Here is a 25,149-nt window from a genome sequence, read left to right as displayed (position 1 = left end):
CGCTCGGTGGTCGCTTCGCGAACGCGCGCCGTCGATGGTCGCTCGCTCCGCCTGCTCCGTGGTGGATCGACTCCGTCCCGACGACCGGGCCGTCCGGCCCCGTCTGCGGATACCCGCGGCCCGCCCGCGAAGGACCGTCAGGCCGACGGCCGGTCAGAGATCGTGGGTGGGTGCCGCGGAGCTGCGATCCACGGTTCGCTAGCGCTCTGGAAAGCTGCTAGTTTCTGTCCTATTTTGTCCTGCAGTCTGATCTACTACCCGGTGACGTTACCTGAGGGGTGACCGCACTCCGAGTACCGCCGTTCCGACGCGCACATGTGTCGCCCCGGCGGCAATCGCCTGCTCCAGGTCACCACTCATTCCTGCGGAAACCATCGTGGCAGCAGGATGGGCCGTGCGTACGGCGGTTGCGATTTCCGCCAGCCGCTCGAAGGCGCGGGCCGGGTCGCCGGCCAGCGGCCCGGCGAGCGGGGCGACGGTCATCACACCGTCCAGCCGCAGCCCGGGCGCGTCGGCGATCGCGTCGGCCAGCGCCGCGACGTCCTCCGGCGCGACCCCGGCCCGGCCCTCGCCCTCGCCGCTCTCCTTGTCCAGCGCCACCTGCACCAGGCAGCCCAGCTCCGGACGCTCCGACTTGAGCACCGCGGCGGAGAGCGAGCCGACCAGGCGCGCGCGGTCCACCGAGTGCACGTGGTTCGCGTACCGGACCACCGAGCGGACCTTGTTGGTCTGCAGCTGGCCGACGAAGTGCCAGTCCAGCGGAAGGTTTCTGCACTGCTCCGCCTTGGGCCCGGCGTCCTGGTCGCGGTTCTCCGCGACATCGGTGACGCCCAGCCCGGCCAGCAGCGCGGTGTCCTCGGCCGGGTAGGTCTTGGTCACCACGACCAGCCTGACCTCGTCCCGCGCCCGCCCCGCGGCCGCACAGGCGTCGGCGATCCGGCGCTCGACGACCTCGAGGTTGGAGCCGAGTTCCTCGTACCGGGCCCGCTGGCCCTCCGTCAGGGCCGCCGAGAACTCGGCGCTGCCCGGGAACGGTCCGTAGATGTCGTTCGTCATGAGAGTTCAGAGCCCAACCAGACGTAGCTCGCGAGCCGACCCGTCCGCTGCTCGCGACGGTAGGAGTAGTGATCGGCGGATTCGAGGGTGCAGACAGATGATCGCACCAACTCGGTGACCCCCGCAGCGGCCAGTTGCGCCGCCACTCCCTGCGCCACGTCCAGCGCCGGGGTCCCCCAGGAGGTCTCGGCGTACGCGGCCGGCACCGCCTCGGCCACCTCGGCCCGCAGCGCGGCCGGCACCTCGTAGCAGCGGCCGCAGACCGCGGGGCCGGTGGCGGCGGTGATCCGCCCGGGCTCGGCGCCCAGCTCCACCATCGCCCGGACCACCGCGGGCACCACGCCCGCCGCCAGCCCGGGCCGGCCCGCGTGGGCCGCGCCCACCACGCCCGCCACCGGGTCGGCCAGCAGGACCGGGGTGCAGTCGGCGGTCAGCACCGCCAGCGCCAGCGGCCGGTCGGTGACCACCGCGTCCACGGTCGGGGCCTGCCCCTGGGGTTGGCGCCCGGTCACCACCGCGACCTCCGCGCCGTGCACCTGGTTCATCCACACCACGTCCGCCGGGTCGAGCCCGAGCGAGCGGGCCGCGATCGCCCGGTTCTCCCGGACGGCCTGCGGGTCGTCCCCCACCGCGCCGCCGAGGTTCAACTCCCCGTACGGCGAAGTGCTCACCCCGCCCCACCGGTCGGTGAAGGCGAAGTGAGCACCGTTGCGTACTGCGTGTTCCACCACGGACTACTTCAAGAAGTCCGGGACGTCGAGCTCCTCGGCGGGGCTCTCCACGAACGGCTGGCGGACCGGCTGCACCTGCGGCGGCACCGGGGCCGCGGTCGCGGTGGCCGGAGCCTCGGCCTGTCGGGAGCCGACCGAACCGTCGTGGTCCGAACGGGACGTCACCGAACCGATGTTCCCGTACGGCGGCCGACCGGCCGGCCGCTCGGGCGCGGCGCTCGGCGTGCCCGCCGGGGGCGTCGCCGGGGTGGCCTTGACCACCGGGTCGCGGACGATCGCCGGCGGCTGCCCGCCGTCGAAGCCGGCCGCGATCACGGTGACCCGGACCTCGTCGCCGAGCGCGTCGTCGATGACCGCGCCGAAGATGATGTTGGCCTCGGGGTGGGCGGCCTCGCTGACCAGCTGGGCCGACTCGTTGATCTCGAACAGACCGAGGTCGGAGCCGCCGGAGATGGAGAGCAGCACACCGCGGGCGCCGTCGATGGACGCCTCCAGCAGCGGCGAGGAGATCGCCATCACGGCGGCCGCCTTGGCGCGGTCCTCGCCCCGGGCGGAGCCGATGCCCATCAGCGCCGAACCGGCGTCCGACATGACGGACTTGACGTCGGCGAAGTCCAGGTTGATCAGACCGGGGGTGGTGATCAGGTCGGTGATGCCCTGGACACCGGAGAGCAGCACCTGGTCGGCGGAGCGGAACGCGTCCAGCACGCTGACCTGGCGGTCCGAGATGGACAGCAGCCGGTCGTTGGGGATCACGATGAGGGTGTCGACCTCTTCGCGCAGGCCGGCGATGCCGTCCTCGGCCTGGTTGGCGCGACGGCGGCCCTCGAAGGTGAAGGGGCGGGTGACCACGCCGATGGTCAGGGCGCCGAGCGAGCGGGCGATGTTGGCCACGACGGGCGCGCCGCCGGTGCCGGTGCCGCCGCCCTCGCCCGCGGTCACGAAGACCATGTCGGCCCCCTTGAGGACCTCCTCGATCTCCTCGCGGTGATCCTCGGCGGCCTTCCGGCCGACCTCGGGGTTGGCGCCGGCGCCCAGGCCCCGGGTGAGTTCACGGCCCACATCGAGCTTGACGTCGGCGTCGCTCATCAGGAGGGCCTGCGCATCGGTGTTGATCGCGATGAACTCGACGCCCTTGAGACCGACCTCGATCATCCGGTTGATGGCGTTGACACCACCGCCGCCGATACCGACGACCTTGATGACTGCGAGGTAGTTCTGCGGTGCTGCCACGTCGAAGGCCTCTCGCCTCGAATTTCCGGGTCGGCTCGGCGCCTGTGGGATGCCGTGCCGACGGATGTCGATGGGTAGGGAGCCTGGTTTCTGACTGAATGTCCGAAATGCCGACCGCCGACCCCAACCCTAAACTTGACCTTTAGGGTTAGTGCTGTGCCTCCGTCACATCGCCAGAGAACACAGTCTGGTGACACAGGACACTAGGTCGCGCCGGGCTCGTGTTTCAACGAACACGCCGAGCTTCCCTTTTTCTTTTGAGCCTATGTGATCATCAACCGGCTAATGAAACCGGGGTGACCACCTAGGTTCGGGCCGACACCCAAAGGCGTCAACCCCTCCCCCAGACAGAGAACCTACCGGATCATCCCGACACCGCCGGCGCGTCCGGAGTGCTCACATCGAAGTTCGTACCCTTCTGATGCAGCAGTGCCACCAGGACCCGGGCCTTGCGATCACTCTGTTCCGGACTCCCCCAGCGCACCGTCGCACCCCCGTTGAGCTGCAGCTGAATGTCGTCGTAGGAGTGCACCAGCACCGCCCCGGCCCGCTGCGCCACTTCGGCCGGAAGTCGCGCGGCCACCATCACCGCGCCCTGCACCAGTTGCGGACGGGTGATCACCGCCTCGACGTCCTTCGCCTGCTGACTGAGTTGCAGTTCCACCACCGGCACCCCTTCGGGAGCGGCCGACTCGGTGGCGAAGCTCACGCCGCCCGCGTCGACCTGGGTGAACCGGCCGTCCTCCCCCTTGACGGCGGCCACCGCCTTCCGCTGGGTGATCTTCACCCGCAGGGTGTGCGGCCAGCCGCGCCAGACCTCGGCCGAGGCCACCCGGGGGATCGCCTCGACCCGCCGTCTGGCGTCCTCCAGGTCCACCCGGGCCAGCGGGCCGGCGCCGACCCCGCCGATCGCGGCGCGGACCTGGTCGGCCGTCAGCCGGTCGTCCTGGACGCCCTGCACCGCGACGCTGCGCACGTCCAGCACCGAGGAGAGGAACAGCACCCAGGTCAGCACGCCCAGCACCGCGGCCACCAGCGCGCCCAGCACCAGGACGCCCCGCCGGGAGAGCCGGAGCCGGGGAGCGTACTCCTCGGCCTCGAACTCCACCTCGTCCCGGGGGTGTCCGCCTCCGGCCCGTCGGGCCGGAGGCGGGTCGGCGAGGCGACCGTCAGCCACGACGGCGGCCGCCCCGCGCAGCCTCGATCGCCTCGTACACCATCCCGACCAGCAGCTCGTCGGCGTCCCGGCGGCCGAACTCGGCGGCGGCGCGGCTCATGTCCCAGAGCCGCTGCGGGTCGGTGAGCACCGGCAGCACGTTCTGCAGCACCCAGTCCGGGGTCAGCTCGGCGTCGTCGACCAGCAGGCCGCCGCCGGCCTTGACCATCGGCTGGGCGTTCAGCCGCTGCTCGCCGTTGCCGATCGGCAGCGGCACGAAGGCGGCGGGCAGGCCGACCGCCGCGAGCTCGGCCACCGTCATGGCGCCGGCCCGGCAGAGCATCAGGTCGGCCGCCGCGTACGCGAGGTCCATCCGGTCCACGTACGGCACCGCGCGGTACGGCGGCATCCCGGGGATGTCGTCGACCTGCGGCAGCTCGTTCTTCGGGCCGACCGCGTGCAGGATCTGCACGCCGTACTGCTGGAGCCGCGGCGCGATGGCGGTGACGGTCTCGTTGAGCCGGCGCGCGCCCTGCGAGCCGCCGGAGACCAGCAGGGTGGGCAGCCGCTGGTCGAGGCCGAAGTAGTGGCGGGCCTCCGGGCGGGCCGCGTTGCGGTCCAGGGTGGCGATGGTCCGGCGCAGCGGGATGCCGATGTAGCGGGAGTCCCGCAGCTTGCTGTCCGGCGTGGAGACCGCGACGAAGTCGCTGTACCTGGCGCCGATCTTGTTGGCCAGACCGGGCCGGGCGTTGGCCTCGTGCACCACGATCGGCACACCGGCCCGCTTGGCGGCCAGGTAGGCGGGCATCGCGACGTAGCCGCCGAAGCCGACCACCGCGTCCGCCTTGACCCGCTCGATGATCTCCTGGGCGGCCCGGACCGTCCCGCGCAGCCGGCCCGGAACGGTGATCAGCTCGGGGGTGGGCTTGCGGGGCAGCGGAACGGCCGGGATCAGTTCCAGCTGGTAGCCGCGCTCGGGTACCAGCCGGGTCTCCAGGCCGCGCTCGGTGCCCAGGGCGGTGATCCCGATGGACGGGTCGTGCCTGCGGAGGGCGTCCGCGAGGGCGAGGGCCGGCTCGATGTGACCGGCGGTCCCCCCGCCGGCGAGTACGACATGCACCGAAATTCACCGCTCCCTGCGTGCCGGCACCGGGGCCGGGCGCGCTGTGGTTCGTCGTCGTGGCAGCACCCGGACCAGTCGTTTCCTGAACCGGGAGTTTTTGCTCCGGGCGGCCAGGGCCGCCTTCGCTCCCGGGGTGCTGCGTGCGAGGCACAGCAGCACACCGATCGCGCTCATGGCCGACAGCATGGCGGAACCGCCGTAGGAGAACAGCGGGAGCGGGACGCCCGCGATGGGCAGCAGTCCCAGCGCCGACCCCAGGTTGACCACGGCCTGCGCCATGATCCAGGTGGTGACGGCTCCCGCGGCGTACCTGACGAAGGGGTCCTTCGTACCGATGGCCACACGGATACCCGCGTAGCCTAGTGCCGCGAAGAGACCGATCACCGACAGCGTCCCCACCAGTCCGAGTTCCTCGCCCGTCGCGGCGAAGATGAAGTCGGTGTGCGCCTCCGGCAGCTGGCCCCATTTCTCGACCCCGGCGCCCAGGCCCGAACCCCAGGGGCCGCCGAGCGCGAACGAGTAGACGCCGTGCAGGGCCTGGAAGCAGGCGCCGTTCGGATCGAGCTTGGTGACGCCGATGCAGGAGAGCCGCTCGGCCCGGTGCGGGACGGTGACCACCAGGGCGGTGCAGACCACGACCGCGACCCCGACGGTGGCGACGAACAGCCGCAGCGGGGCTCCGACCATCCAGAGCAGGCCGAACAGCATGGCCACCAGGATCATCGAGGTGCCCATGTCGCCGCCGAGCATGATCAGCGCGAGCAGCAGCAGGGCGCCCGGCACCAGCGGGACCAGCAGGTGCTTCCACTGGTCGAGGGTGCCGTTGCGCTGTTTGCGGGCGAGCAGGTCGGCGGCCCAGAGCACCAGGGCGAGCTTGGCGAACTCGGAGGGCTGGAACTGGAAGAAGCCGAGATCCAGCCAGTTCCGGTTGCCGTTGACCTCCACCCCGACGCCGGGCACCGCGACCAGCGCGAGCGCGCCGATGACGGCGAGCAGCACCGGGTAGACGATCACCCGCAGTACCGCGACCGGCACGCTGGCGAAGCCGATCAGCAGCACCGCGCCGAGCATGGCGGCGACCAGCTGCTTGAGGAAGTAGAACTGCGCGGAGCGGTGCTGGCCGAGGGCCAGGATCTGCGAGGCGGAGAAGACCATCACCAGGCCGAGCACCACCAGCAGCAGCACCGAGCCGAGGATCAGGTAGTAGGGCGTGAGCGGCCGCTCCAGGGTGTACCGCAGCCGGGCCCGGAAGGCCTGCACACGGGCCAGCGGGCCGGCCGACTTGTAGGCGGTCGTGGTGGCCGAGATCAGTCTCAGCGGGTGGGCGGCGCCCTTTTCCGGCGCGCCGGGACCGCCCGCCCTGCCCTGACCCGCCACCACGTTCTCCTCTTCTGCGACGCGCCCTGCGCGGGGTCGCTCCCGGCCCGGTACCGGCGGCCCGCCTGCCGCGCCCGGCCACCGGGCGGGCCGCGCGGCGGGGCTGCCGGCCGGCGGCCCCGCCCGGTCCCGCTAGCGGGGCGACAGCTCCCGGACCGCGGCGGCGAACAGGTCGCCGCGCTCGCCGTAGTTGGTGAACATGTCCATCGACGCGCAGGCCGGGGCCAGCAGCACCGTGTCACCCGATTGGGCGAGTGAGGCGGCCGTGCGGACCACCTCCGTCATCGCCACCGCGCCAGTCTGGCTCTCGGCCGCCTCGATCACCGGGACATCCGGCGCGTGTCGCGCCAGCGCCTCGCGGATCACCGCGCGGTCCTGGCCGATCAGCACCACGGCGCGCAGCCGCTCGGCCGCGCCCTGGACCAGGTCGTCGAAGGCGGCGCCCTTGGCCAGGCCGCCGGCGATCCAGACGATCGGCCGGTAGGCCGCCAGCGAAGCCGCGGCGGCGTGGGTGTTGGTGGCCTTGGAGTCGTCGATGTACGTGACCCCGTCGACCACGCCGACCTCGGCGATCCGGTGGGCGTCCGGGCGGAAGGCCCGCAGGCCCTCCCGGACGGCCTTGGCGTCCACGCCGTAGGCGCGGGCCAGGGCGGCCGCGGCGAGCGCGTTGGCGATGTTGTGCGGGGCCGGCGGGTTCACGTCCTCGACGGAGCCCAGCTCGGCGGCGTTCTTGGTCCGGTCCGGCACGAAGGCGCGGTCCACCAGCAGGCCGTCGACCAGGCCGAAGTTCGACGGGCCGGGCGCGCCGAGGCCGAAGCCGATCGCCCGGCAGCCCTCCTCGACGTCGGCCTCGCGGACCAGCGCCTCGGTGGCCGGGTCGGCCAGGTTGTAGACGCAGGCGACGACGTTGCCCTCGTAGATCCGGCCCTTGTCGGCGGCGTACGCCTCCATCGAGCCGTGCCAGTCCAGGTGGTCGGGGGCCAGGTTGAGCACGGCCGCCGCGTACGGGCGCAGCGAGGGCGCCCAGTGCAGCTGGTAGCTGGAGAGCTCGACGGCGAGCACCTCGTAGGGCTCCTCGGCGAGCACCGCGTCCAGGACGGAGACCCCGACGTTGCCGACGGCGGCGGTCCGCCGGCCGGCGGCGGTGAGGATCGAGGCGAGCATCTGGACGGTGGTGGTCTTGCCGTTGGTGCCGGTGACGGCCAGCCAGGGGGCGGGCTCGCCGGTGGACTCCAGCGGCCTGCGCAGGCGCCAGGCGAGTTCGACGTCGCCCCAGACCTCGACGCCGGCCGCCTCGGCGGCGGCGAACAGCGGGCTGCTCGGCGGCCAGCCGGGCGAGGTGACGATCAGCCGGGTGCCCTCGGGCAGGCTGTCGCCGTCCTGGAGGCGGACGGTGATGCCCTCGGCCGCCAGCTCGTCGGCGCGCGCCTGCAGGCCCGCGCCGGAGCCGCCGTCCACGACGGTGACCCGGGCGCCGAGGCCGTGCAGCGCGCGGGCGGCGCTGATGCCGGAGACCCCGAGTCCGGCGACGGTGACCGGCAGTCCGGTCCACTGGAGGTCGGTCATCCGGCAACCCATCCCGCGTAGAAGAGGCCGAGGCCGACCGCCACGCAGAGGCCCTGGATGATCCAGAACCGAACCACGATCAGGACCTCGCTCCAGCCCTTGAGTTCGAAGTGGTGCTGCAGCGGCGCCATCTTGAAGACGCGCTTGCCGGTCATCCGGAAGGATCCGACCTGGATGATCACCGAGAGGGTGATGATCACGAACAGGCCGCCGAGCAGCGCGAGCAGCAGCTCGGTGCGGGAGCAGATCGCCAGGCCGGCCAGCGCGCCGCCGAGGGCGAGCGAGCCGGTGTCGCCCATGAAGATCTTCGCGGGCGAGGTGTTCCACCAGAGGAAGCCGAAGCAGGAGCCCATCAGGGCGGCGGCGACCACCGCGAGGTCCAGCGGGTCGCGGACGTCGTAGCAGCTGGCGGTGGCGGAGATCGTGTACGCGCAGCTCTGCCCGTACTCCCAGACGCCGATGAAGGTGTAGGCGCCGAAGACCATCACCGAGGCGCCGGTGGCGAGGCCGTCCAGACCGTCCGTCAGGTTCACGCCGTTCGACATCGCGGCGATCATGAAGTACGCGAAGATGACGAACAGCACCGGGCCGATCGACCAGCCGAAGTCGCGCACGAAGGACAGGTGCTGGGACGCCGGGGTGAGCCCGCGGCTGTCGCTGAACTGGAGCGCCAGGATCGCGAAGGCCAGCGCCACGGCCGACTGGCCGACCAGCTTCGCCTTGGCCCGCAGGCCGAGCGAGCGGCGCTTGACGACCTTGATGTAGTCGTCCAGGAAGCCGACCAGGCCCAGGCCCACCGTCAGGAACAGCACCAGCAGCCCGGAGGCGGTCGGGGCCTCGCCCGTTATCGCCTTGGTCCCGAAGTACGCGATCAGCGTCGCCAGGATGAAGGCGATGCCGCCCATGGTGGGCGTGCCCTTCTTGCTGTGGTGCGCCTTGGGTCCGTCGTCGCGGATGTACTGCCCGTAGCCGTTCTTGGCGAGCACCTTGATCAGGGCCGGGGTGCCGAGCAGCGACAGGATCAGGCCGATGATGCCGGAGATGAGGACTTGCTTCATCATGATGCGGCACCGTCCGCGAGCAGTTCCTCGGCCACCTTCTCCAGACCCACCGAACGGGAGGCCTTCACCAGGACCACATCCCCCGGCTGAAGCTGACTGCGCAGCAGTTCGACCGCCGCGTCCGCGTCGGACACCAGCACCGACTCCTCACCCCACGAACCTTCGTTCCTCGCGCCCAGTTCCATACAGGCCGCCTCGCGTCCGCCGACCGCCACCAGCTTGGTGACGTCCAGCCGTACCGCGAGCCGCCCGATGGCGTCGTGCTCGGCCAGGCTCTCCTCGCCGAGCTCCCGCATCTCGCCGAGCACCGCCCAGGTGCGGCGGCGCTCCGGGCCGCGTCCCCCCATCGAGACCAGCGCCCGCAGCGCGGCCCGCATCGAGTCGGGGTTCGCGTTGTAGGCGTCGTTGACGACGGTGACACCATCGGCCCGGTCGACGACCTCCATGCGCCAGCGGGACAGCGCATCCGCCTCGCTCAGCGCTTCGGCGGTGTCGTCGACGGACATCCCGAGCTCCACCGCCACCGCTGCGGCGGCGAGGGCGTTCGAGACGTGGTGCTCACCGTACAGGCGCAGCTGCACGGGTGCGGAACCGGCCGGGGTGGTCAGCGTGAACGATGGCCGTCCGGTGGAGTCGAGGCGAACATCCTGCGCCCGGACGTGGGCCTCCCGGGACTCCCCGAAGAACACCACCCTGGCCCTGGTGCGGGAGGCCATCGCGCGCACCAGCGGGTCGTCGGCGTTGAGGATCGCCGCGCCGTCGGCGGGCAGCGCCTCGACGAGTTCGCCCTTGGCCTCGGCGATCGCCTCCTGGGAGCCGAACTCGCCGACGTGCGCGGTGCCGACGTTCAGCACCAGGCCGATCCGCGGCGGGGTGATCGAGGTCAGGTACTCGATGTCGCCCTTGTGCCGGGCGCCCATCTCCATCACCAGGTGCCGGGTGCCGGCCTCGACCCGCAGCGCGGTCATCGGGTGGCCGATCTCGTTGTTGAGCGAGCCGGGCGGGTAGACGGTCAGGCCGCGGCGCTGGAGCAGCTGGGCGATCATGTCCTTGGTGCTGGTCTTGCCGGCCGAGCCGGTCAGTGCGACGACGGTGGTGTCGTCGGCGCGGGCGACCACGGTCCTGGCCAGCTTGCCGAGCGCGTCCACCACGCTGTCGACCAGCACGGCGGGCACGCCTAGCGGGCGGGAGGCGAGCACCGCGACGGCGCCGGCCGCGACCGCGGTGTCGGCGTAGTCGTGGCCGTCCACGTGCTCGCCGACGAAGGCCGCGAACAGGCCGCCGGGCCGCACCTTTCGGGAGTCGACCTCGACCGGTCCGGTCACCACGGTGTCGGGGTCGGCGCCGTCCAGGGTGCCCCCGACTGCTGCGGCCACCTCTGCGAGGGTCAGTGCGATCACGGCTGGTCTACTCCTCCGGTGCCCCGGGCGGCCGTGGTCCGCACGATCGACTCGCGCAGCACCTCCCGGTCGTCGAAGGGGCGGATCTCGTCTCGTACGTACTGGCCGAGCTCGTGGCCCTTGCCGGCCACCAGCACGGTGTCGCCGGCCTGGGCGCGGGCGACCGCGAGCCCGATCGCCTCGGCCCGGTCGGGGACGACCAGGACGGCGCCCCGCTCGGCCTCGGGCACCGAGGCGGCGCCGGTCAGCATGGTGGCGAGGATCGCCAACTGGTCCTCGCTGCGCGGGTTGTCGCTGGTCAGCAGGGCGGTGTCGGCGAGCCGGGCGGCGATGGCGCCCATCGGACCGCGCTTGTGCGGGTCGCGGTCGCCGCCGCAGCCGACGACGACGTGCAGCCGGCCCTTGGTGACCTCGCGCAGCGAGCCGAGGACGGCCTGCAGGGCGTCCGGCTTGTGCGCGTAGTCGACCACCGCGACGTACGGCTGGCCGGCGTCCACCCGCTCCAGCCGGCCGGGCACCCCGGGTACCGCGGCGATCCCGGCGACGGCCTGCTCCAGCGGCAGTCCGGCGGTGACCAGCAGGGTGATCGCGGCCAGCGCGTTGGCGACGTTGAACGGGCCGGGCAGCGGCACGGAGGCGTCCGCCTCGGCGCCGTCGGGGCCGAGCACCCGGAAGGTGGAGCCGACCGGGCCGAGCTGGACGTCCACGGCCCGCCAGTGGGCCTCGGGCGCGCCGGTCGCGGAGAACGAGGTGATCGGGATCTTCGCCTCGGCGGCCAGCCGGCGCCCGTACGCGTCGTCCAGGTTGACCACGCCGCTGCGGGACTTTCCGGGCTGGAACAACCGGGCCTTGGCCTGGAAGTAGTCCTCCATGTCCGGGTGGAAGTCGAGGTGCTCGGGGGTGAGGTTGTTGAACAGGGAGACGTCGTAGACCACGCCGTCGGTGCGGCCGTAGACCAGCGCGTGGCTGGAGACCTCCATGGTCACCGCGTCCGCGCCGCGCTCGCCCATCACCGCGAGGATCGCGTGCAGGTCGGTGGCCTCGGGGGTGGTCCGCTCGCTCTTGATCCGCTCGGTGCCGACCCGCATCTCGACGGTGCCGATCACCCCCGGGCTGCGCCCGGCGCCGAGCAGGCCGCCCTCGACCAGGTAGGAGGTGGTGGTCTTGCCGTTGGTTCCGGTCAGCCCGATCATCAGCAGCCGCTCGGAGGGCCGGCCGTAGACGGCGGCCGCCAGCTCGCCCATCCGGGCCCGCGGCCGGTCGACCAGCAGCAGCGGCAGGCCGGTGTCGGCCGCCAGCTCGGCGCCCGCCGGGTCGGTGAGCAGCGCCACCGCGCCCGCCGCGGCGGCCTGGCCCGCGAAGGCCGCGCCGTGGTGGTTGGCGCCCGGGAAGGCCACGTACACGTCGCCGGGGCGCACCGCGCGGGCGTCGTGGGTGACGCCGGTGACCGGGCCCCCCTCGACGGGCGCGAGGCCCAGCAGACGGGCCAGCTCGGCGAGCGGCAGGGCCCCGGCCCGGGCGGGGCGCGGCGGGCTCACGGTGATTTGATCGGGTTTCGGCACGGCGGGAAGGCTATCCGCCGAAGGGTGTCCAGGGCCAAACCGGGCCTTCGCCGCGCCGTCGTCCAAACCGGCCCGCTTGTCGCTCATGGTCGATCACGGCTTCCAGTCGACGGCCAGGTTGGGGGCCTCGCTACCGCTCGGCGGGATCTGCAGGGTCTTCAGCGTGAACTCCATCACCTGCTTGAACACCGGCCCGCAGAGCTGGCCGCCGAAGTGGCCGTTGACCGGGTCCTGGATGGTGCAGGAGACGGTGACCCGGGGCGCGTCGGCCGGGGCGAAGCCGATGAAGGAGGCGGTGTAGCCGCGGTATCCGCCGGTCTTCGGGTCCACCCGATCGGCGGTGCCGGTCTTGCCGGCGACCCGGTAGCCGGGGATGGCGGCCTTGCCGCCGGTGCCCTGCTCGTCGGAGACCACCGACTCCAGCATCTCGGTGAGGGTCCTGGCGGTCTCCTCGCTGACCACCCGGGTCTCCTTGCCGGGCGCGGCCGGGGTGTACCGGCCGTCCGGCGAGGTGGTGCCCTGGACGACGCCGGGCGCCACCCGCACACCGCCGTTGGCGATGGTGGAGTACACCGAGGTCGCCTGCAGGGCGCTGACGGACAGGCCCTGCCCGAACGGGATGGTGAACTGCTTGGAGGCCTTCCAGTCCTCGGGCTTCTCCAGCAGTCCGGCCGTCTCGCCGGGGAACCCGAGCCCGGTGGTCTCGCCGATGCCGAACTTGCGCAGGTAGTCGTAGAGGATCCTGTTGGACTCCGGCTGGGTGGCGCCCAGCTGCTCGGCGGCCTCGATGGTGCCGATGTTGGAGGACTTGGCGAGCACCCCGGCGAGGGTCAGGTACCAGGTCTCGTGGTTGACGTCGTCCTTGAACTCCTGGCCGCCGCGGACCAGCCGGTTGGGGACGGTGACCTTGGTGTCCCAGGTGGCCTTTCCGGAGTCCAGCACGGCGGCCAAGGTCATCAGCTTGGCGGTGCTGCCGGGCTCGTAGACGTCCTGGAGGGCCGCGTTGCCGAGCTGGCCCGGCTTGGCCGAGCGCAGGTCGTTGGGGTTGAGGCCGGGCGAGGTGGCCATCGCGAGGACCTGGCCGGTCTTCACGTCCTGGACGACGACATAGCCCTTCTCCGCCCCGGCGTTGGCGACCTGGTCGGTGATGGCGCGCTGGGCGGCCCACTGGATGTCCCGGTTGACGGTCAGCCGCAGGTCGGTGCCGGGCACGGCCGGGTCCAGCGAGCCCCCGGCGGTGGGCACCAGCCGGCCGCCCGCCTGGGCGTAGCTGCTCCTGCCCTCCTTGCCGGCCAGCACCGACTGGTACTGCGACTCCAGACCGCCCGCACCCTCGCCCTCGGCGTTGACGAAGCCGACCAGGTTGGAGGCCAGCCCGTCCGAGGGGTAGACGCGCTTCTGGGTCTCCCGGTTGAAGACGCCGGCCAGCGGGTTGACGCACTCGTTGTCCAGCCTGCTCCGCCCGCCCTCCTCGGCGGACTTGTTGAGCAGCCGCCGCTGGGCGGCGCAGGCCTTGGAGCCGGCCTGCCGCTCCAGGCCCGACTTGAGGTCGCTGATCTGGTTCTTGGTGTCCGGGGTCTGCTGCGCGGCGAGCCGCTTGTAGCGGGTCTTGGGGGTGTGCAGGTCCGCGGCGATCTTCTCCTTGGGCACGCCCAGGATCGGCGCCAGCAGCGCGGCGGCCTGCTCGGGGGCGTCCGGGATGCCGGAGGCCTCCGGGGTGAACATGGCCGGGTCGGCGGTGATGTCGTACGCGTCGACGGTGGTGGCCAGCGCCACGCCGTCGGCGGTCGTTATCGAGCCGCGCTCGGCCGTGATCGGGATGTTCTGGTAGCGGTTGGTGTTGGCATCGGCGGCCAGGGCGTCCGAGTCCAGCAGCTGGAGCTGGATCAGCCGGCCGGCGAAGACCGAGAACACCAGCGACATGACCACGGTGATGACCCGCAGCCGGCGACGCGGGTCGGCCAGCCGGATCGCCTTCGGCTGCGGGCGCAGCGGCGGGCGGGCCTTCGGACGGGCCTTGGCCGGTGCCTGGCCGCGGGCGGGCGGACGGCCCTCCGGGCGGCGCTGCTGCGGGGTCCGGGCGGCGGCCTTCGGGGGCTGCTTGGCGCGGGCGGGCTGCGGCTTCGCGGGCTGGGCCTTGCCGGGCTGCGCCTTGGGGGCCTGCGGCCTGCCGGGCTGGGCGCTGCCGCCCTGGCCACGGGGCGCCGGACGGCGGCCGCCGGACCCGCCGGAGGGCTGTCGGGGTGTGCTCATCGGCCGGCACCCCCGCTCGGGACGGCCGGCGCCACCGGGTTGATCTGGACGGTGGTGTCACCGCCGGCCGGGGCGGTCGGCTGGGCGCCCGGCTTCGGCTGCCCGCCCGGCCACGGCTCGGTGGTGGAGCGCTTGACCGGTGGATTGTCCTGGGCCGCGCCGGGTTTGCCGAGCACCGTGCCGTCCTCCTGGAGGAAGGCCATGCCGCCGGCCGGCACCATCCCCAGCTCGCGGGCCCGGCGCTCCAGCGCGTCCGGTGCGGAACCCTGGTCGATCTGGTGCTGGAGGCCCTGCTGCTCGTCCGTCAGCACGGTGGTCTGCTTCTGCAGCCTGGACAGCTCGAAGGAGCCCTCGTTGAGCGCGGTGTTCAGCGCCAGCAGCCCGAGCAGGCCCGCCGTCAGCAGGACCACCACCAGGACCGCGAAGGGCGTCCGCCCCCGGACGGGTCGCCGCCCGGGCCGGACCGTGATCCGTGCTCTGCCCTGACCGGGGAGCACGCCGCTCCCCGCCCGGGCCCGTCCGCCCCGCCCGCCCTCGGGCAGGAGGGACCCACCGCCAACCACCGGCGCCACCACTGTGTTCTTCCTCCGCCCCTAGGACCGCCCGTTGCCTGGTCAGCGCCGGGTGCTTCGGTCCCTGATCCTCTCCGCCACCCGCAGCCGCACGGGTGCGGCACGCCGGTTCTCCTCGATCTCCTCCTCGGTGGCCATCTCGGCACCGCGGGTGATCAGCTTCAGCCAGGGCTGGTGCTCCTCCGGGACGAACGGCAGCCCGGGCGGGGCCGTGGTGGTCGCCCCGGCCGCGAAGTACTGCTTGACCAGGCGGTCCTCCAGCGACTGGTAGGACATCACGGCGATCCGCCCGCCCAGTGCCAGCACGTCCAGCGCCCCCGGGATCGCCCGGTCCAGCACCTCCAGCTCGCCGTTGACCTCGATCCGCAGCGCCTGGAAGGTGCGCTTGGCCGGGTTGCCGCCGGTGCGCCGGGTGGCGGCCGGGATGGCATTGCGTACCAAGTCCACCAGACGCGCGCTGGTGGTGAACGGTTCCTTCTCGCGCTCCCGCACGATCACCGAGGCGATCTTCCCGGCGAACCGCTCCTCGCCGTAGACCTTGAGGATCCGGGCCAGCTGGCCGTGGGTGTAGGTGTTCAGCACCTCGGCCGCGCTCAGCCCCCGGGTCTGGTCCATCCGCATGTCGAGCGGGGCGTCCTGGGCGTACGCGAAGCCGCGCTCGGCCTCGTCCAGCTGCATCGAGGAGACGCCGAGGTCGAACAGGACGCCCTGGATCTCGGGGATGTCCAGGCGCTCCAGCACCTCGGGGATCTCGTCGTAGACGGCGTGCACCAGGGTGGCGCGGTCTCCGAAGGGGGCCAGCCGCTCGCCGGAGAGCTTGAGCGCCGCCGGGTCGCGGTCCACCGCGACCAGCCGGACCTCCGGGAACTGGGTCAGCAGGGCCTCGCTGTGCCCGCCGAGGCCGAGGGTGGCATCGACCACCACCGCGCCCGGTCGCGAGATCGCCGGGGCGAGCGCGTCCATGCACCGCTGCAGCATCACGGGGACGTGCTTGGGGGCCGGATCGTTGGTGCTCATGCGCTGTGGCGCCCTTCTTCGGTGCGAAGCCGCCCGAGGTCCGGGGGCTTCGACCATTTTGGCCCACCGCGCACCGGAGCCGACGCAAGGGCCTGCGGCCGGGCGGACGCGGCCCGTGGTCCCCGCCCGCTCACTGGGGAAGATCGTGACCGCCCGGCACCGGGGAAGGTGCGCCAGGAGGCACGGGAGCGGGTGGAGGCCACGGGCCGCGTCGGCCGCCGCACCGACCGGAAAGACCCGGTTGACGGGCCCTGGCGGCTGTGCTCCACTGCGCCGCAACTCTATCGCCCACACCCCGTCAGTCAATGGCCCGCTCCGGCGCACCACCCGGGCGGCGGTACGGATCACCGCAGGTCGCGGCGGCCCGGCGCGGCCCGTCGGGGTCGGCCTCCGGTCCGCGCGGCGCCCCCGCGCGCCCCTGCCCACGCGGCCGCCGTACCCCGCCCGCACCCGGACCGGGCAAACCAGGACAGAACGCCCCGCCGGGCCCGGCCGTTGTCGATATGCACTCGGTCACAGCCTCGCGCTCTGTAGGCCTCGGCCCCACCATCGGCACCGGAATCGCACTAACGTCTCCGATATGACAGTGACCCCCGACCGGCCCACGCCGACCGCCGCTGCCGACACCACCGGATCCGACATCATCGACCGCTTCGTCTCGGCCAACCGCGAGTACGCGGTCACCTTCCGAGACGGCGGCATGGACGCCCGCCCCGTCCAGAAGGTCACCGTGGTGGCCTGCATGGACGCCCGACTCGACCTGTTCGCGGCGCTCGGCCTCGAACTGGGCGACGCCCATGTCATCCGCAACGCCGGCGGCGTCGTCACCGACGACACCATCCGCTCCCTCACCATCAGCCAGCGTGCCCTGGGCACCCGCTCGATCGCGCTGATCCACCACACCGGCTGCGGCCTGCTCGGTCTCACCGAGGACTTCCGCCGCGAGCTGGAGCAGGAGGTCGGTCAGCGCCCGCAGTGGGCGGTGGAGTCCTTCGTCGACCTCGACAGCGACGTCCGCCAGTCCATGCAGCGGGTGCGCACCTCGCCGTTCCTGCTGCACACCGACGACGTCCGGGGCTTCGTCTTCGACGTCCACACCGGGCTGCTCCGCGAGATCCACTGAGCCCGGCCGTCCCGCAGGCCCGGCCAGCGTCGTCCGGGCCTCCGCCGGGGCCATCCCCCGGCAACCCCGCCGCGCCCGACCGGCGTTGCCCCCGGATCCGCCGCCCCTCCCCGCCGTCCGGTCGACGCCTGCGCGCCGCCCCGCCGGTGTTTCCCCCGTGCTTCCGGGCCGGATGGTGACTTCTGGCCACCGGCCGGGGGAGAATGCGCCTGCCGGTCAGGCCCCGAACCACCTGGGGCGGCCAGGCCGCAGGCCACACCCCGGTACCGGCTCCCCCACGGAACCGCTCCCGGAGGGGCCGCGTCAAGCATGGGGTGGGGGCCCGCCTCGGGGTGAGGCGGGCACGGTGTGCCAGGGAGCGTACGGGTGACGAGCTACAACGATCAGGCCGGTCTTGAGGGTCGTGCGGGGGGCGACCAGGGGGCCGACGGGTACCACCGGGTCGGCCTGCCCGAGCTCGGCGCGGTCGTGGACCGGGTGCGGGCCAACATCGAGAGCGTCATCGAGGGCAAGCCGGAGGCCGTCCGGATCGCGCTGACCGTCATGCTCGCCGAGGGCCACCTGCTGCTGGAGGACGTGCCGGGCGTCGGCAAGACCATGCTGGCCAAGGCGCTCGCCAGGTCCGTCGACTGCACCGTGCGGCGCATCCAGTTCACGCCCGACCTGCTGCCCTCGGACGTCACCGGCACCAACATCTACGACCAGCAGCAGCGCGACTTCGAGTTCCGCCCGGGTGCGATCTTCGCCCAGATCGTGGTCGGCGACGAGATCAACCGGGCCTCGCCCAAGACCCAGTCCGCGCTGCTGGAGTCGATGGAGGAGCGCCAGGTCACCATCGACGGCACCAGCTACGAGCTGCCGTCGCCGTTCATGGTGGTGGCCACCCAGAACCCGGTCGAGATGGAGGGCACCTACCCCCTCCCGGAGGCCCAGCGGGACCGCTTCATGGCCCGGATCTCGATGGGCTACCCGAGCCCCGAGGCCGAGTTCGCCATGCTCGACGTGCACTCCGGCGCCAGCCCGCTCGAGGACCTCCAGCCGGTCGCGCACGCCGCCGACATCCTCAAGCTGATCGAGCTGGTGCGCACCGTGCACATCGCGGACCCGGTCCGCCGCTACGCCGTCGACCTGGTCTCCGCCACCCGCACCAGCCCCGAGCTGCGCCTGGGCGCCTCGCCGCGCGCCACCCTGCACCTGGTGCGGGCGGCCCGCGCCGCCGCGGCGCTGGACGGCCGCGACTACGTCACCCCGGACGACATCCAGCGCCTGGCCGTCCCGGTGCTCGCGCACCGGCTGATGCCGACCGCCGAGACCCAGCTCAGCCGCCGCACCTCCGAGCAGATCGTGGCCGACCTGGTCGCCCGCCTGCCGCTGCCGCGCCCGCAGGGCGGCCCGGCCGTCCGGAGGGGCTGAGGTGGGCCCGTCCGACGCACCGTCGGGCCTGCGCGCCGGCCTGCGCGGCCTCACCACCCGGGGCCGCTCCTTCCTCGCCGCCGGCGTGACGGCGGTGCTCTGCGCGTACCTGCTCAACCAGGACGCGCTGCTGCGCGTCGGCGTGCTGCTCGCCGCGCTGCCGCTGGCCGCCGCGCTGCTGCTGGCCAACACCCGCTACCGGGTGGCCAGCGGCCGGCGGCTCAGCCCGCGCCGCGCCGTGGCCGGCCAGGAGGCCCGGGTCCACCTGCGGGTCGACAACGTCTCCCGGGTGCCCACCGGCCTGCTGCTGCTGGAGGACAAGGTCCCGTACGTGCTCGGGCCGCGCCCGCGCTTCGTGCTGGACCGGGTCGAGCCGCACGGCAACCGCGAGGTCTCCTACCGGGTCCGCTCCGACCTGCGCGGCCGCTACCCGCTCGGACCGCTCCAGCTGCGGCTGTCCGACCCGTTCGGCATGTGCGAGGTGAATCGTTCGTTCGCCGCCTCCGACGTGCTCACCGTGGTGCCGCAGGTCCAGACCCTGCCTCAGGTGCGGCTGAGCGGCGAGTGGGCGGGCCAGGGCGAGAGCCACACCCGCAGCCTCGCGCTGGCCGGCGACGACGACGTGATCCTGCGCGAGTACCGCCCCGGCGACGACCTGCGCCGGGTGCACTGGAAGTCCACCGCCAAGTACGGCGAGCTGATGGTGCGCCGCGAGGAGCAGCCCCAGCGGGCCCGGGCCACCGTCCTGCTGGACACCCGGGAGACGGGCCACCGGGGCAGCGGTCCGGCGTCCTCCTTCGAGTGGGCCGTCGGCTGCGCCGCCTCGGTCGCCGTCCACCTGCTGGAGCGCGGCTACCAGACCCGTCTGCTCACCGACATCGGCCACAGCGTGCCAGGGCCGGACGCGGGCGGCCGGAGCAGCGCCGCCGACACCTCGGGCCTGATCCTCGACGCGCTCGCGGTGGTCGACCTCTCCGACGGCGGCGGGCTGTCCCGCGCCGAGGAACCGCTGCGGGCCGGGGGCGAGGGCCTGCTGGTCGCCGTCCTCGGCGAGCTCGACGAACCGCAGACGGCCCGGCTGGCCAGGCTGCGCAACCGCACCGGCGGCGCCGTGGCCTTCGTCCTGGACACCGGCACCTGGGCCGGCCTGCGGCTGCTCGCCCCGGAGACCGGCGGCGACGAGTTCCGCGCCCGGGTCCAGCAACTGCGCGAGGCCGGCTGGACGGTCCTGCCCGTCCGCGCCGGGGACTCCGTCCCCGACCTGTGGCGGGCCGCCGACCGCACCGAGGCGCCCTCCCCCTACCGACAAGGAGCCGGTGCGTGACCGCTCGGGCCAAACTGACCGGGTACTCGGCGCTGGCCACCGCACTGGCCGCGCTCTGTCTGACCCCGCTGCTCACCACCAAGGGCTGGATCACCCACGCCTTCCTGGTGATCGCCGTCATCGCCGCGGCCGGCGCCGGCCTGCGCCGGACGCCCTTCTACCGCTGGACGGTGCCGGTCGGGCAGCTGGCCGTCCTGTTCCTGCTGCTGCTGATCGGCTTCGCCGCGGACGGCGCCCTCTGGGGCGGCCTGGTCCCCGGGCCGCAGTCGCTGCGCACCCTGGACCACGTGCTCTCGACCGGCCTGGACGACATCCAGGAGTACGCCATCCCGGCGCCGCCGAACGCGGGCCTGCGGCTGATCCTGGTCGCCTCGGTCGGCCTGATCGCCATCGTCGTGGACACCGTCGCGGTGACCTACCGGCGCTCCGCGCTGGCCGGGCTCCCGCTGCTGGCGCTCTTCTCGATCGGCAACGGGCTGGCCGGCAACGGCGGCGGCTGGCTCTGGTTCGCCCTCGCGGCCGGCGGCTACCTGCTGCTGCTCTTCGCCGAGGGCCAGGACCGGATCTCCCGCTGGGGCCGGGTCTTCCGCGGCAGCTCGCGCGGCACCGAGGGCGGCGGCGCGCTCAGCCTCGGCGGCCAGCGGGTCGGCGTGCTGGCGCTGGCGGTCGCACTGCTGCTGCCGGCCTTCCTGCCGCGCTGGGACTTCGGCCTGATCCGCGGCAACGGCGGCCCCGCCGCCGGCGGCGGCCTCGGGGGCGGGGCCGTCACCACCCTCGACCCGCTGGTCACGCTCGCCTCCAACGTGACCAAGTCCAGCAACGACGAGCTGCTCACCTACACGATGGACAGCTCCCTCGCCGACACCGCCTACCTGCGCACCGGCTCGCTGGACGCCTTCGACGGCACCGAGTGGAAGCTCAGCGGAGCCGGCACGGCCGACCTCAGGGAGACCCTCCCCCTTCCCGAGGGGCAGAGCGACCTCAACGTGCTGTCCGTCCCCGGCGAGTTCCGGATCAGCGACCGGCTGGACTCGGCCTGGCTGCCGATGCCGTACCCGGCCAAGAGCGTCACCGTCCCCAGGTTCTCCGACTGGAAGCTCGACACCCTCACCGGCAGCGTGCTGCCCGCCAAGGACAAGCCCAACGCGATCAAGGGCCTGAGCTACAAGGTCACCGCCCTGGACGTCCGGCCCACCGCCACCGAGCTGCGCCAGGCGGGCGCGGCCCCGGCCAGGATCGCCGAGCGCTACACCGAGCTGCCCAAGGACCTGCCGCCGGTCGTCCGGGAGCAGGCGCTCGCCGTCACCAGGAAGGCCGCGACCCCCTACGACAAGGCGGTCGCACTGCAGGACTGGTTCACCGGCCCCGAGTTCACCTACACCACCGCCATCAAGGGCGGCTCCGGCAACGCGGCGATCGAGACCTTCCTGCGGGACCGCAAGGGCTTCTGCGTGCACTTCGCCTCCACCATGGCGGCGATGGCCCGCAGCCTGAACATCCCCGCCCGGGTCGCGGTCGGCTTCACCCCCGGCGAGGCCAAGGGCGCCGACCGGTACCTGGTGACCGGGCTGATGTACCACGCCTGGCCCGAGCTGTACTTCCAGGGCTACGGCTGGATGCGCTTCGAGCCCACCAAGAGCCGCGGCGTGGAGCCCCGCTACACCGACCCGGTCGCCGCCCCCGTCACCGCGCCGACCCAGCAGCCGACCGCCCTGCCGCAGAGCGCCGCGCCCGTGCCGGTGCCCTCCAGCAGCAGCGACTGCGACGCGAAGCTGCGCCGAACGGGTGACTGCGGGGACCAGAAGAAGGCCTCCGGCGGCGCCGCCGAGGAGTCCTGGCTGCTCTCCGGGCAGGTGCTCGGCACCCTCGGCGGCGTCCTGCTGCTGATCGCGCTGCTGCTCACCCCGATGGTCTGGCGGACGCTGCTGCGCCGTCGCAGGCTCGGCACGGGCGGGCGGCGCCGACCCGGCGCGGACGGCGCGGCGGAACTCACCGACGCACAGGTGCTGGCCGCCTGGGAGGAGTTGACCGACTCCGCCTGGGACCTCGGCATCCCGCCGGACGACTCGCGCACCCCGCGCTCGGCCGCCCGTCGGATCGCCGAGACCGCCGAGCTCGACGAGACCTCGGCCGCCGCCGCCGGCCGGGTGGCGCTGGCCACCGAGCGGGTGCTCTACGCAAGGTCCGCCGAGGTCGCCGCCCCGCTGGCGGCGGACGTCCGGACCGCCAGGGACGGCCTGCGGGCCGGGGCCAAGCGGACCGAGCGGGTCCGCGCGGTGCTGCTGCCGCCCTCCTCCGCCAAGCTGTGGTGGCGGACGGCCGACGCGGTGCTGGCCGCCCGGCTGGCAGGCCGCCGCCGCCTCGGCCGGGTGACCGGGGCCGTCACCGGACCGGTCCGCCGGGCCTGGGGGAGGCTGCGCCGGAGTGGGCGCAAGCCCTCCTGAGCACCGCACACAGGAAGACGCCGAGGGCGGGCAGTCGAATCGATTCGACTGCCCGCCCTCGGCATCCGTCGTTCAGCGGGGTTTCAGAGACCGCTCTGCTCGTCCCGGCGGCGCTGCCAGCGCTGCTCCACCCGGTCCATCATCCCGGCCTTGCGGCGGGGCGCGGCGGCCGGACGGGGGCCCGAGCCCTGTCCGGCGGGCCCGCGCCGCCAGCCCGTGACGGCGAAGACCGCACATCCGAGCATCACCAGGAAGCCGACGATGCTGACCCAGATCTGGTCGGGGACGACCATGCCACCCATCAGCAGGCCGACGCCGACCACGAAGCCCGCCACGGCCAGGTAGACCCGCCGACGGGTGTAGGTGCGCAGCCCGGTTCCCTCAAGCGCCGACGCGAATTTGGGATCTTCGGCATACAGCGCTCGCTCCATCTGGTCGAGCAGTCGCTGCTCGTGCTCCGAGAGCGGCACGGAGTCCTCCTACTCGTCGGTCGCGGATGCGACCGGTCCACCGCCCCGGTCGGGGTGGCAAAGTCCAATCAGCCTTCAGAACAAACGGTCGGACGCCTGTGCGGAGGACCCGGCCCGTGTCGTCCATATGCCCCATGCATCCGGCTGTCATGCTTTCCGGCTTTACCCAGATCATACGGTCCAGGGTCCCGTTGCGGGGTGGTCGGCCACGCGTGGGCCGGGCCACGTCAGCGGGTCCTGGGCTGCACTGGGCTCAACGCGGCGGCCCCCGGACAAGTGCCCGACCCGATGGAATCGGCCGGGAGCTGGGGAGCTTCCGAGGAGACGGGGAGGAGATGGGCGGGAGACCGGCCGGGGAACGGCCGCCGGACGGTGTGCGAAACGAGGGCCGCCCCGGGCTGTCGGGGCGGCCCTCGCTCGGCGGCTCAGGCCAGGGTGGCGAGCAGGTGCAGCTGGGTCGCGACGGCGTGGAAGGCGGGCTGCCCGGCGGCGGCCTCCTCCAGCTTGAGCAGCGCGTCCAGCGCGCCGGGCTCGGCGTCCACCAGCACGCCGGGCACCAGGTCGGCGAAGACCCGCACGCCGTGCACCGACTCCACCCGCAGGCCGGCGCCGGTCGCCAGGCGGGCGAGCTCGTCGCCGGTGAAGCGGCGCGGCATCGGGTCGCCCTCGCCCCAGCGGCCGTCGGCGGCCTCCAGGACGGTTCGAGCATCGTTGAAGTGGCCGGCGAGCGCGCGGGCCAGCACCGCGCCGTTGCGGTTGGCCGCCAGCAGGCTGACCAGGCCCCCGGTGCGCAGGGTGCCGGCCAGGCTGCCGAGCGCGTCGGCCGGGTCGTCCACGACCTCCAGCACGCCGTGGCAGAGCACCGCGTCGACGCTCTTCGGGGCGACCAGCTCGGGCAGCGTCTGGGTGTCGCCCTGGACGGCGCGGACCAGGTCGGTGACGCCGGCCTCGGCGGCCCGGCGCTCCAGCGCGAACAGCGCGTCCGGGCTGGGGTCGACCACGGTGACGCGGTGGCCGAGCCGGGCGACCGGCACGGCGAAGTTGCCGGTGCCGCCGCCGGTGTCGACCACGTCGAGCACGGGCTGGTCCAGCTCGGCGGCCCGCTTCTCCAGGGCCGCCCGCACCACCTCCCACACCACGGCGGTACGCAGGGCGCTGCGGGGACGCGTCGGGTACACGGTGGAACTCCTTGGCACGTGCAGATCGATCTGGATGCCACCACCTTAGACCGGCCGGGCGCCCGGGCCGCGCCGCTGGTCACCGGGCACGCCCCGGGTCGGACCGCCCGGCGCCCGCTACCCCGCGCCCTCGTCGAGCGGCAGCCGCGGGGCCGGCGGCCGCGGGTGCAGGCCGAGCAGGCGTTCGACCAGCCGTAGGAAGAGTGCGGAGTTGCGGATCAGGTCGTCGGCGTCCCGGGCCGACGCGGCGCCGCGGATCCCGGCCTCGGCGGCGGCCCGGCGGCGGGCGCCGGCCGCGAAGTAGACGGCCCACTCGGCGAGCTCCGGCGCCATCTCGGGCAGGACCTCCCAGGCGCTGCGGATGGCCTTGCGCCGACGGGGGCTCTTCTCCGGGCGGCCGCGCACCGCGAGCACCGCCGCGACGGTGCGCAGCGCCGCCAGGTGCGCGGCGGCGTAGCGCTCCAGCGGGTCCTCCAGGTCGCGGGCCCGGGCCAGGGTGCGGTGCGCGTCGGTCAGCAGGTCGAGGGCGGCGGGCGGGGCACCGACCCGGCGCAGCACCGGGTGGACGTCCCCGCCGGGGCGGCGGTCGGCGGGTTGGGCGGCGGAGTGGAGGCGGGCGGTGACGGGCTCCGGGTGGCTGATGGTCATGGTCTCCCCCGATCCGAGGCAGCGCACGGGCCGGGTGGTCCGTACCCCTCCATCGTGAACGGCACCACTGACAACGGGCTCCGGTGGATTCGCATGCCCGTACCGGCCTCGGACGCGGGTACGGGAACGGGCGGCAACCGGCCGCCGGGTACCCCCGTCCCGGTCCCGCCCGTGTGTCGCCGTGTGCCGCCGCCCCGAACCAGCCGCAGCGCCGTCCCCTCAGGGCGGCGCTGCGGAACTCCCCGGGTCGCCGGTCCCCCCGGCGCGCTCCGCCGCCCCGTGTCGGCGGTGCGCGGACCCTGACCGGCTCCGGTGCGGACCCCCCGGTGCCCTCCGCCGGCCGTTTCCGACCGGGTGGACGACACCTGTCCGCGTCCCGGGCCGAGGCGCCCGACGCGCCGCTGACCCGGTGCCACTACTTTCCCGTCTGCGCAGGTCGGAG

Annotated in this window: 20 protein-coding genes; 4 read left to right on the top strand and 16 right to left on the bottom strand. The window is 73.5% G+C overall.

The annotated features are described in order from the left end of the window. Positions 1 to 267 precede the first annotated feature (267 nt). From ACIGZJ_RS02200 to rsmH, 13 genes are all read right to left on the bottom strand, one after another. On the bottom strand, positions 268 to 1,056 hold the full coding sequence (locus tag ACIGZJ_RS02200; RefSeq protein ID WP_396455493.1) for a YggS family pyridoxal phosphate-dependent enzyme: 789 nt from the start codon (positions 1,054 to 1,056) through the stop codon (positions 268 to 270). Then, entirely contained in the window at positions 1,053 to 1,784 is a 732-nt protein-coding gene (gene pgeF / locus ACIGZJ_RS02195; RefSeq protein ID WP_396455492.1) for a peptidoglycan editing factor PgeF, read from the bottom strand. Before pgeF ends, ACIGZJ_RS02200 begins: the two co-directional genes overlap by 4 nt. Before the next feature lie 6 nt (positions 1,785 to 1,790). Next, complete coding sequence (gene ftsZ, locus ACIGZJ_RS02190) at positions 1,791 to 3,020, bottom strand: cell division protein FtsZ (RefSeq protein WP_396455491.1); 1,230 nt, start codon at positions 3,018 to 3,020, stop codon at positions 1,791 to 1,793. A gap of 364 nt (positions 3,021 to 3,384) precedes the next feature. Then, complete coding sequence (locus ACIGZJ_RS02185; protein ID WP_396455490.1) at positions 3,385 to 4,197, bottom strand: cell division protein FtsQ/DivIB; 813 nt, start codon at positions 4,195 to 4,197, stop codon at positions 3,385 to 3,387. Then, complete coding sequence (murG, locus tag ACIGZJ_RS02180; protein ID WP_387940460.1) at positions 4,190 to 5,296, bottom strand: undecaprenyldiphospho-muramoylpentapeptide beta-N-acetylglucosaminyltransferase; 1,107 nt, start codon at positions 5,294 to 5,296, stop codon at positions 4,190 to 4,192. Before murG ends, ACIGZJ_RS02185 begins: the two co-directional genes overlap by 8 nt. A 6-nt stretch (positions 5,297 to 5,302) precedes the next feature. Continuing rightward, positions 5,303 to 6,676, bottom strand: a complete 1,374-nt coding sequence (ftsW, locus tag ACIGZJ_RS02175) for a putative lipid II flippase FtsW (protein WP_392927706.1) — start codon at positions 6,674 to 6,676, stop codon at positions 5,303 to 5,305. A 132-nt stretch (positions 6,677 to 6,808) separates the two neighbouring features. Further along, on the bottom strand, positions 6,809 to 8,242 hold the full coding sequence (murD, locus tag ACIGZJ_RS02170; protein WP_396455489.1) for a UDP-N-acetylmuramoyl-L-alanine--D-glutamate ligase: 1,434 nt from the start codon (positions 8,240 to 8,242) through the stop codon (positions 6,809 to 6,811). Continuing rightward, the gene (gene mraY / locus ACIGZJ_RS02165; RefSeq protein ID WP_396455743.1) at positions 8,239 to 9,300 is read right to left on the bottom strand and encodes a phospho-N-acetylmuramoyl-pentapeptide-transferase; all 1,062 of its coding nucleotides are present in this window, start codon (positions 9,298 to 9,300) and stop codon (positions 8,239 to 8,241) included. Before mraY ends, murD begins: the two co-directional genes overlap by 4 nt. Beyond that, a complete protein-coding gene (gene murF / locus ACIGZJ_RS02160) occupies positions 9,300 to 10,703 on the bottom strand; it encodes a UDP-N-acetylmuramoyl-tripeptide--D-alanyl-D-alanine ligase (RefSeq protein WP_396455488.1) in 1,404 nt (467 codons plus the stop codon). The genes mraY and murF overlap by 1 nt, the downstream gene beginning before the upstream one ends. Further along, entirely contained in the window at positions 10,700 to 12,352 is a 1,653-nt protein-coding gene (locus ACIGZJ_RS02155) for a UDP-N-acetylmuramoyl-L-alanyl-D-glutamate--2,6-diaminopimelate ligase (RefSeq protein ID WP_396455487.1), read from the bottom strand. The genes murF and ACIGZJ_RS02155 overlap by 4 nt, the downstream gene beginning before the upstream one ends. Positions 12,353 to 12,358: 6 nt before the next feature. Beyond that, entirely contained in the window at positions 12,359 to 14,518 is a 2,160-nt protein-coding gene (locus ACIGZJ_RS02150) for a penicillin-binding transpeptidase domain-containing protein (protein WP_396455486.1), read from the bottom strand. Continuing rightward, the gene (locus tag ACIGZJ_RS02145) at positions 14,515 to 15,015 is read right to left on the bottom strand and encodes a septum formation initiator family protein (RefSeq protein WP_396455485.1); all 501 of its coding nucleotides are present in this window, start codon (positions 15,013 to 15,015) and stop codon (positions 14,515 to 14,517) included. The genes ACIGZJ_RS02150 and ACIGZJ_RS02145 overlap by 4 nt, the downstream gene beginning before the upstream one ends. A gap of 117 nt (positions 15,016 to 15,132) precedes the next feature. Next, positions 15,133 to 16,107, bottom strand: a complete 975-nt coding sequence (gene rsmH / locus ACIGZJ_RS02140; protein ID WP_392927694.1) for a 16S rRNA (cytosine(1402)-N(4))-methyltransferase RsmH — start codon at positions 16,105 to 16,107, stop codon at positions 15,133 to 15,135. Between the two features lie 580 nt (positions 16,108 to 16,687). Between rsmH and ACIGZJ_RS02135 the strand changes: the two genes are divergently transcribed. The 4 genes from ACIGZJ_RS02135 (at position 16,688) to ACIGZJ_RS02120 (ending at position 22,411) form a co-directional block, all read left to right on the top strand. Beyond that, positions 16,688 to 17,230: a beta-class carbonic anhydrase gene (locus tag ACIGZJ_RS02135; protein WP_387940444.1), complete on the top strand. Its 543-nt coding sequence runs from the start codon at positions 16,688 to 16,690 to the stop codon at positions 17,228 to 17,230. A 447-nt stretch (positions 17,231 to 17,677) separates the two neighbouring features. After that, positions 17,678 to 18,643, top strand: coding sequence for an AAA family ATPase (locus ACIGZJ_RS02130; protein ID WP_392928305.1), 966 nt, complete (start codon positions 17,678 to 17,680; stop codon positions 18,641 to 18,643). Between the two features lies 1 nt (position 18,644). Continuing rightward, on the top strand, positions 18,645 to 19,967 hold the full coding sequence (locus ACIGZJ_RS02125) for a DUF58 domain-containing protein (protein WP_396455484.1): 1,323 nt from the start codon (positions 18,645 to 18,647) through the stop codon (positions 19,965 to 19,967). Further along, entirely contained in the window at positions 19,964 to 22,411 is a 2,448-nt protein-coding gene (locus ACIGZJ_RS02120; protein WP_396455483.1) for a transglutaminaseTgpA domain-containing protein, read from the top strand. The genes ACIGZJ_RS02125 and ACIGZJ_RS02120 overlap by 4 nt, the downstream gene beginning before the upstream one ends. An 83-nt stretch (positions 22,412 to 22,494) precedes the next feature. Here the strand turns inward: ACIGZJ_RS02120 and ACIGZJ_RS02115 are convergent, their stop codons facing one another. From ACIGZJ_RS02115 to ACIGZJ_RS02105, 3 genes are all read right to left on the bottom strand, one after another. Further along, the gene (locus ACIGZJ_RS02115) at positions 22,495 to 22,881 is read right to left on the bottom strand and encodes a DUF3040 domain-containing protein (protein WP_387940438.1); all 387 of its coding nucleotides are present in this window, start codon (positions 22,879 to 22,881) and stop codon (positions 22,495 to 22,497) included. Between the two features lie 425 nt (positions 22,882 to 23,306). Further along, a complete protein-coding gene (locus ACIGZJ_RS02110) occupies positions 23,307 to 24,059 on the bottom strand; it encodes a methyltransferase domain-containing protein (protein WP_396455482.1) in 753 nt (250 codons plus the stop codon). Positions 24,060 to 24,176: 117 nt separating this feature from the next. Next, the gene (locus ACIGZJ_RS02105) at positions 24,177 to 24,701 is read right to left on the bottom strand and encodes an SAV_6107 family HEPN domain-containing protein (protein WP_396455742.1); all 525 of its coding nucleotides are present in this window, start codon (positions 24,699 to 24,701) and stop codon (positions 24,177 to 24,179) included. Between the last annotated feature and the right edge of the window lie 448 nt (positions 24,702 to 25,149).

The organism is Kitasatospora sp. NPDC052868, from assembly GCF_044547105.1.
Lineage (GTDB): Bacteria > Actinomycetota > Actinomycetes > Streptomycetales > Streptomycetaceae > Kitasatospora.
This window is presented reverse-complemented; position numbering and strand designations above follow the sequence as displayed.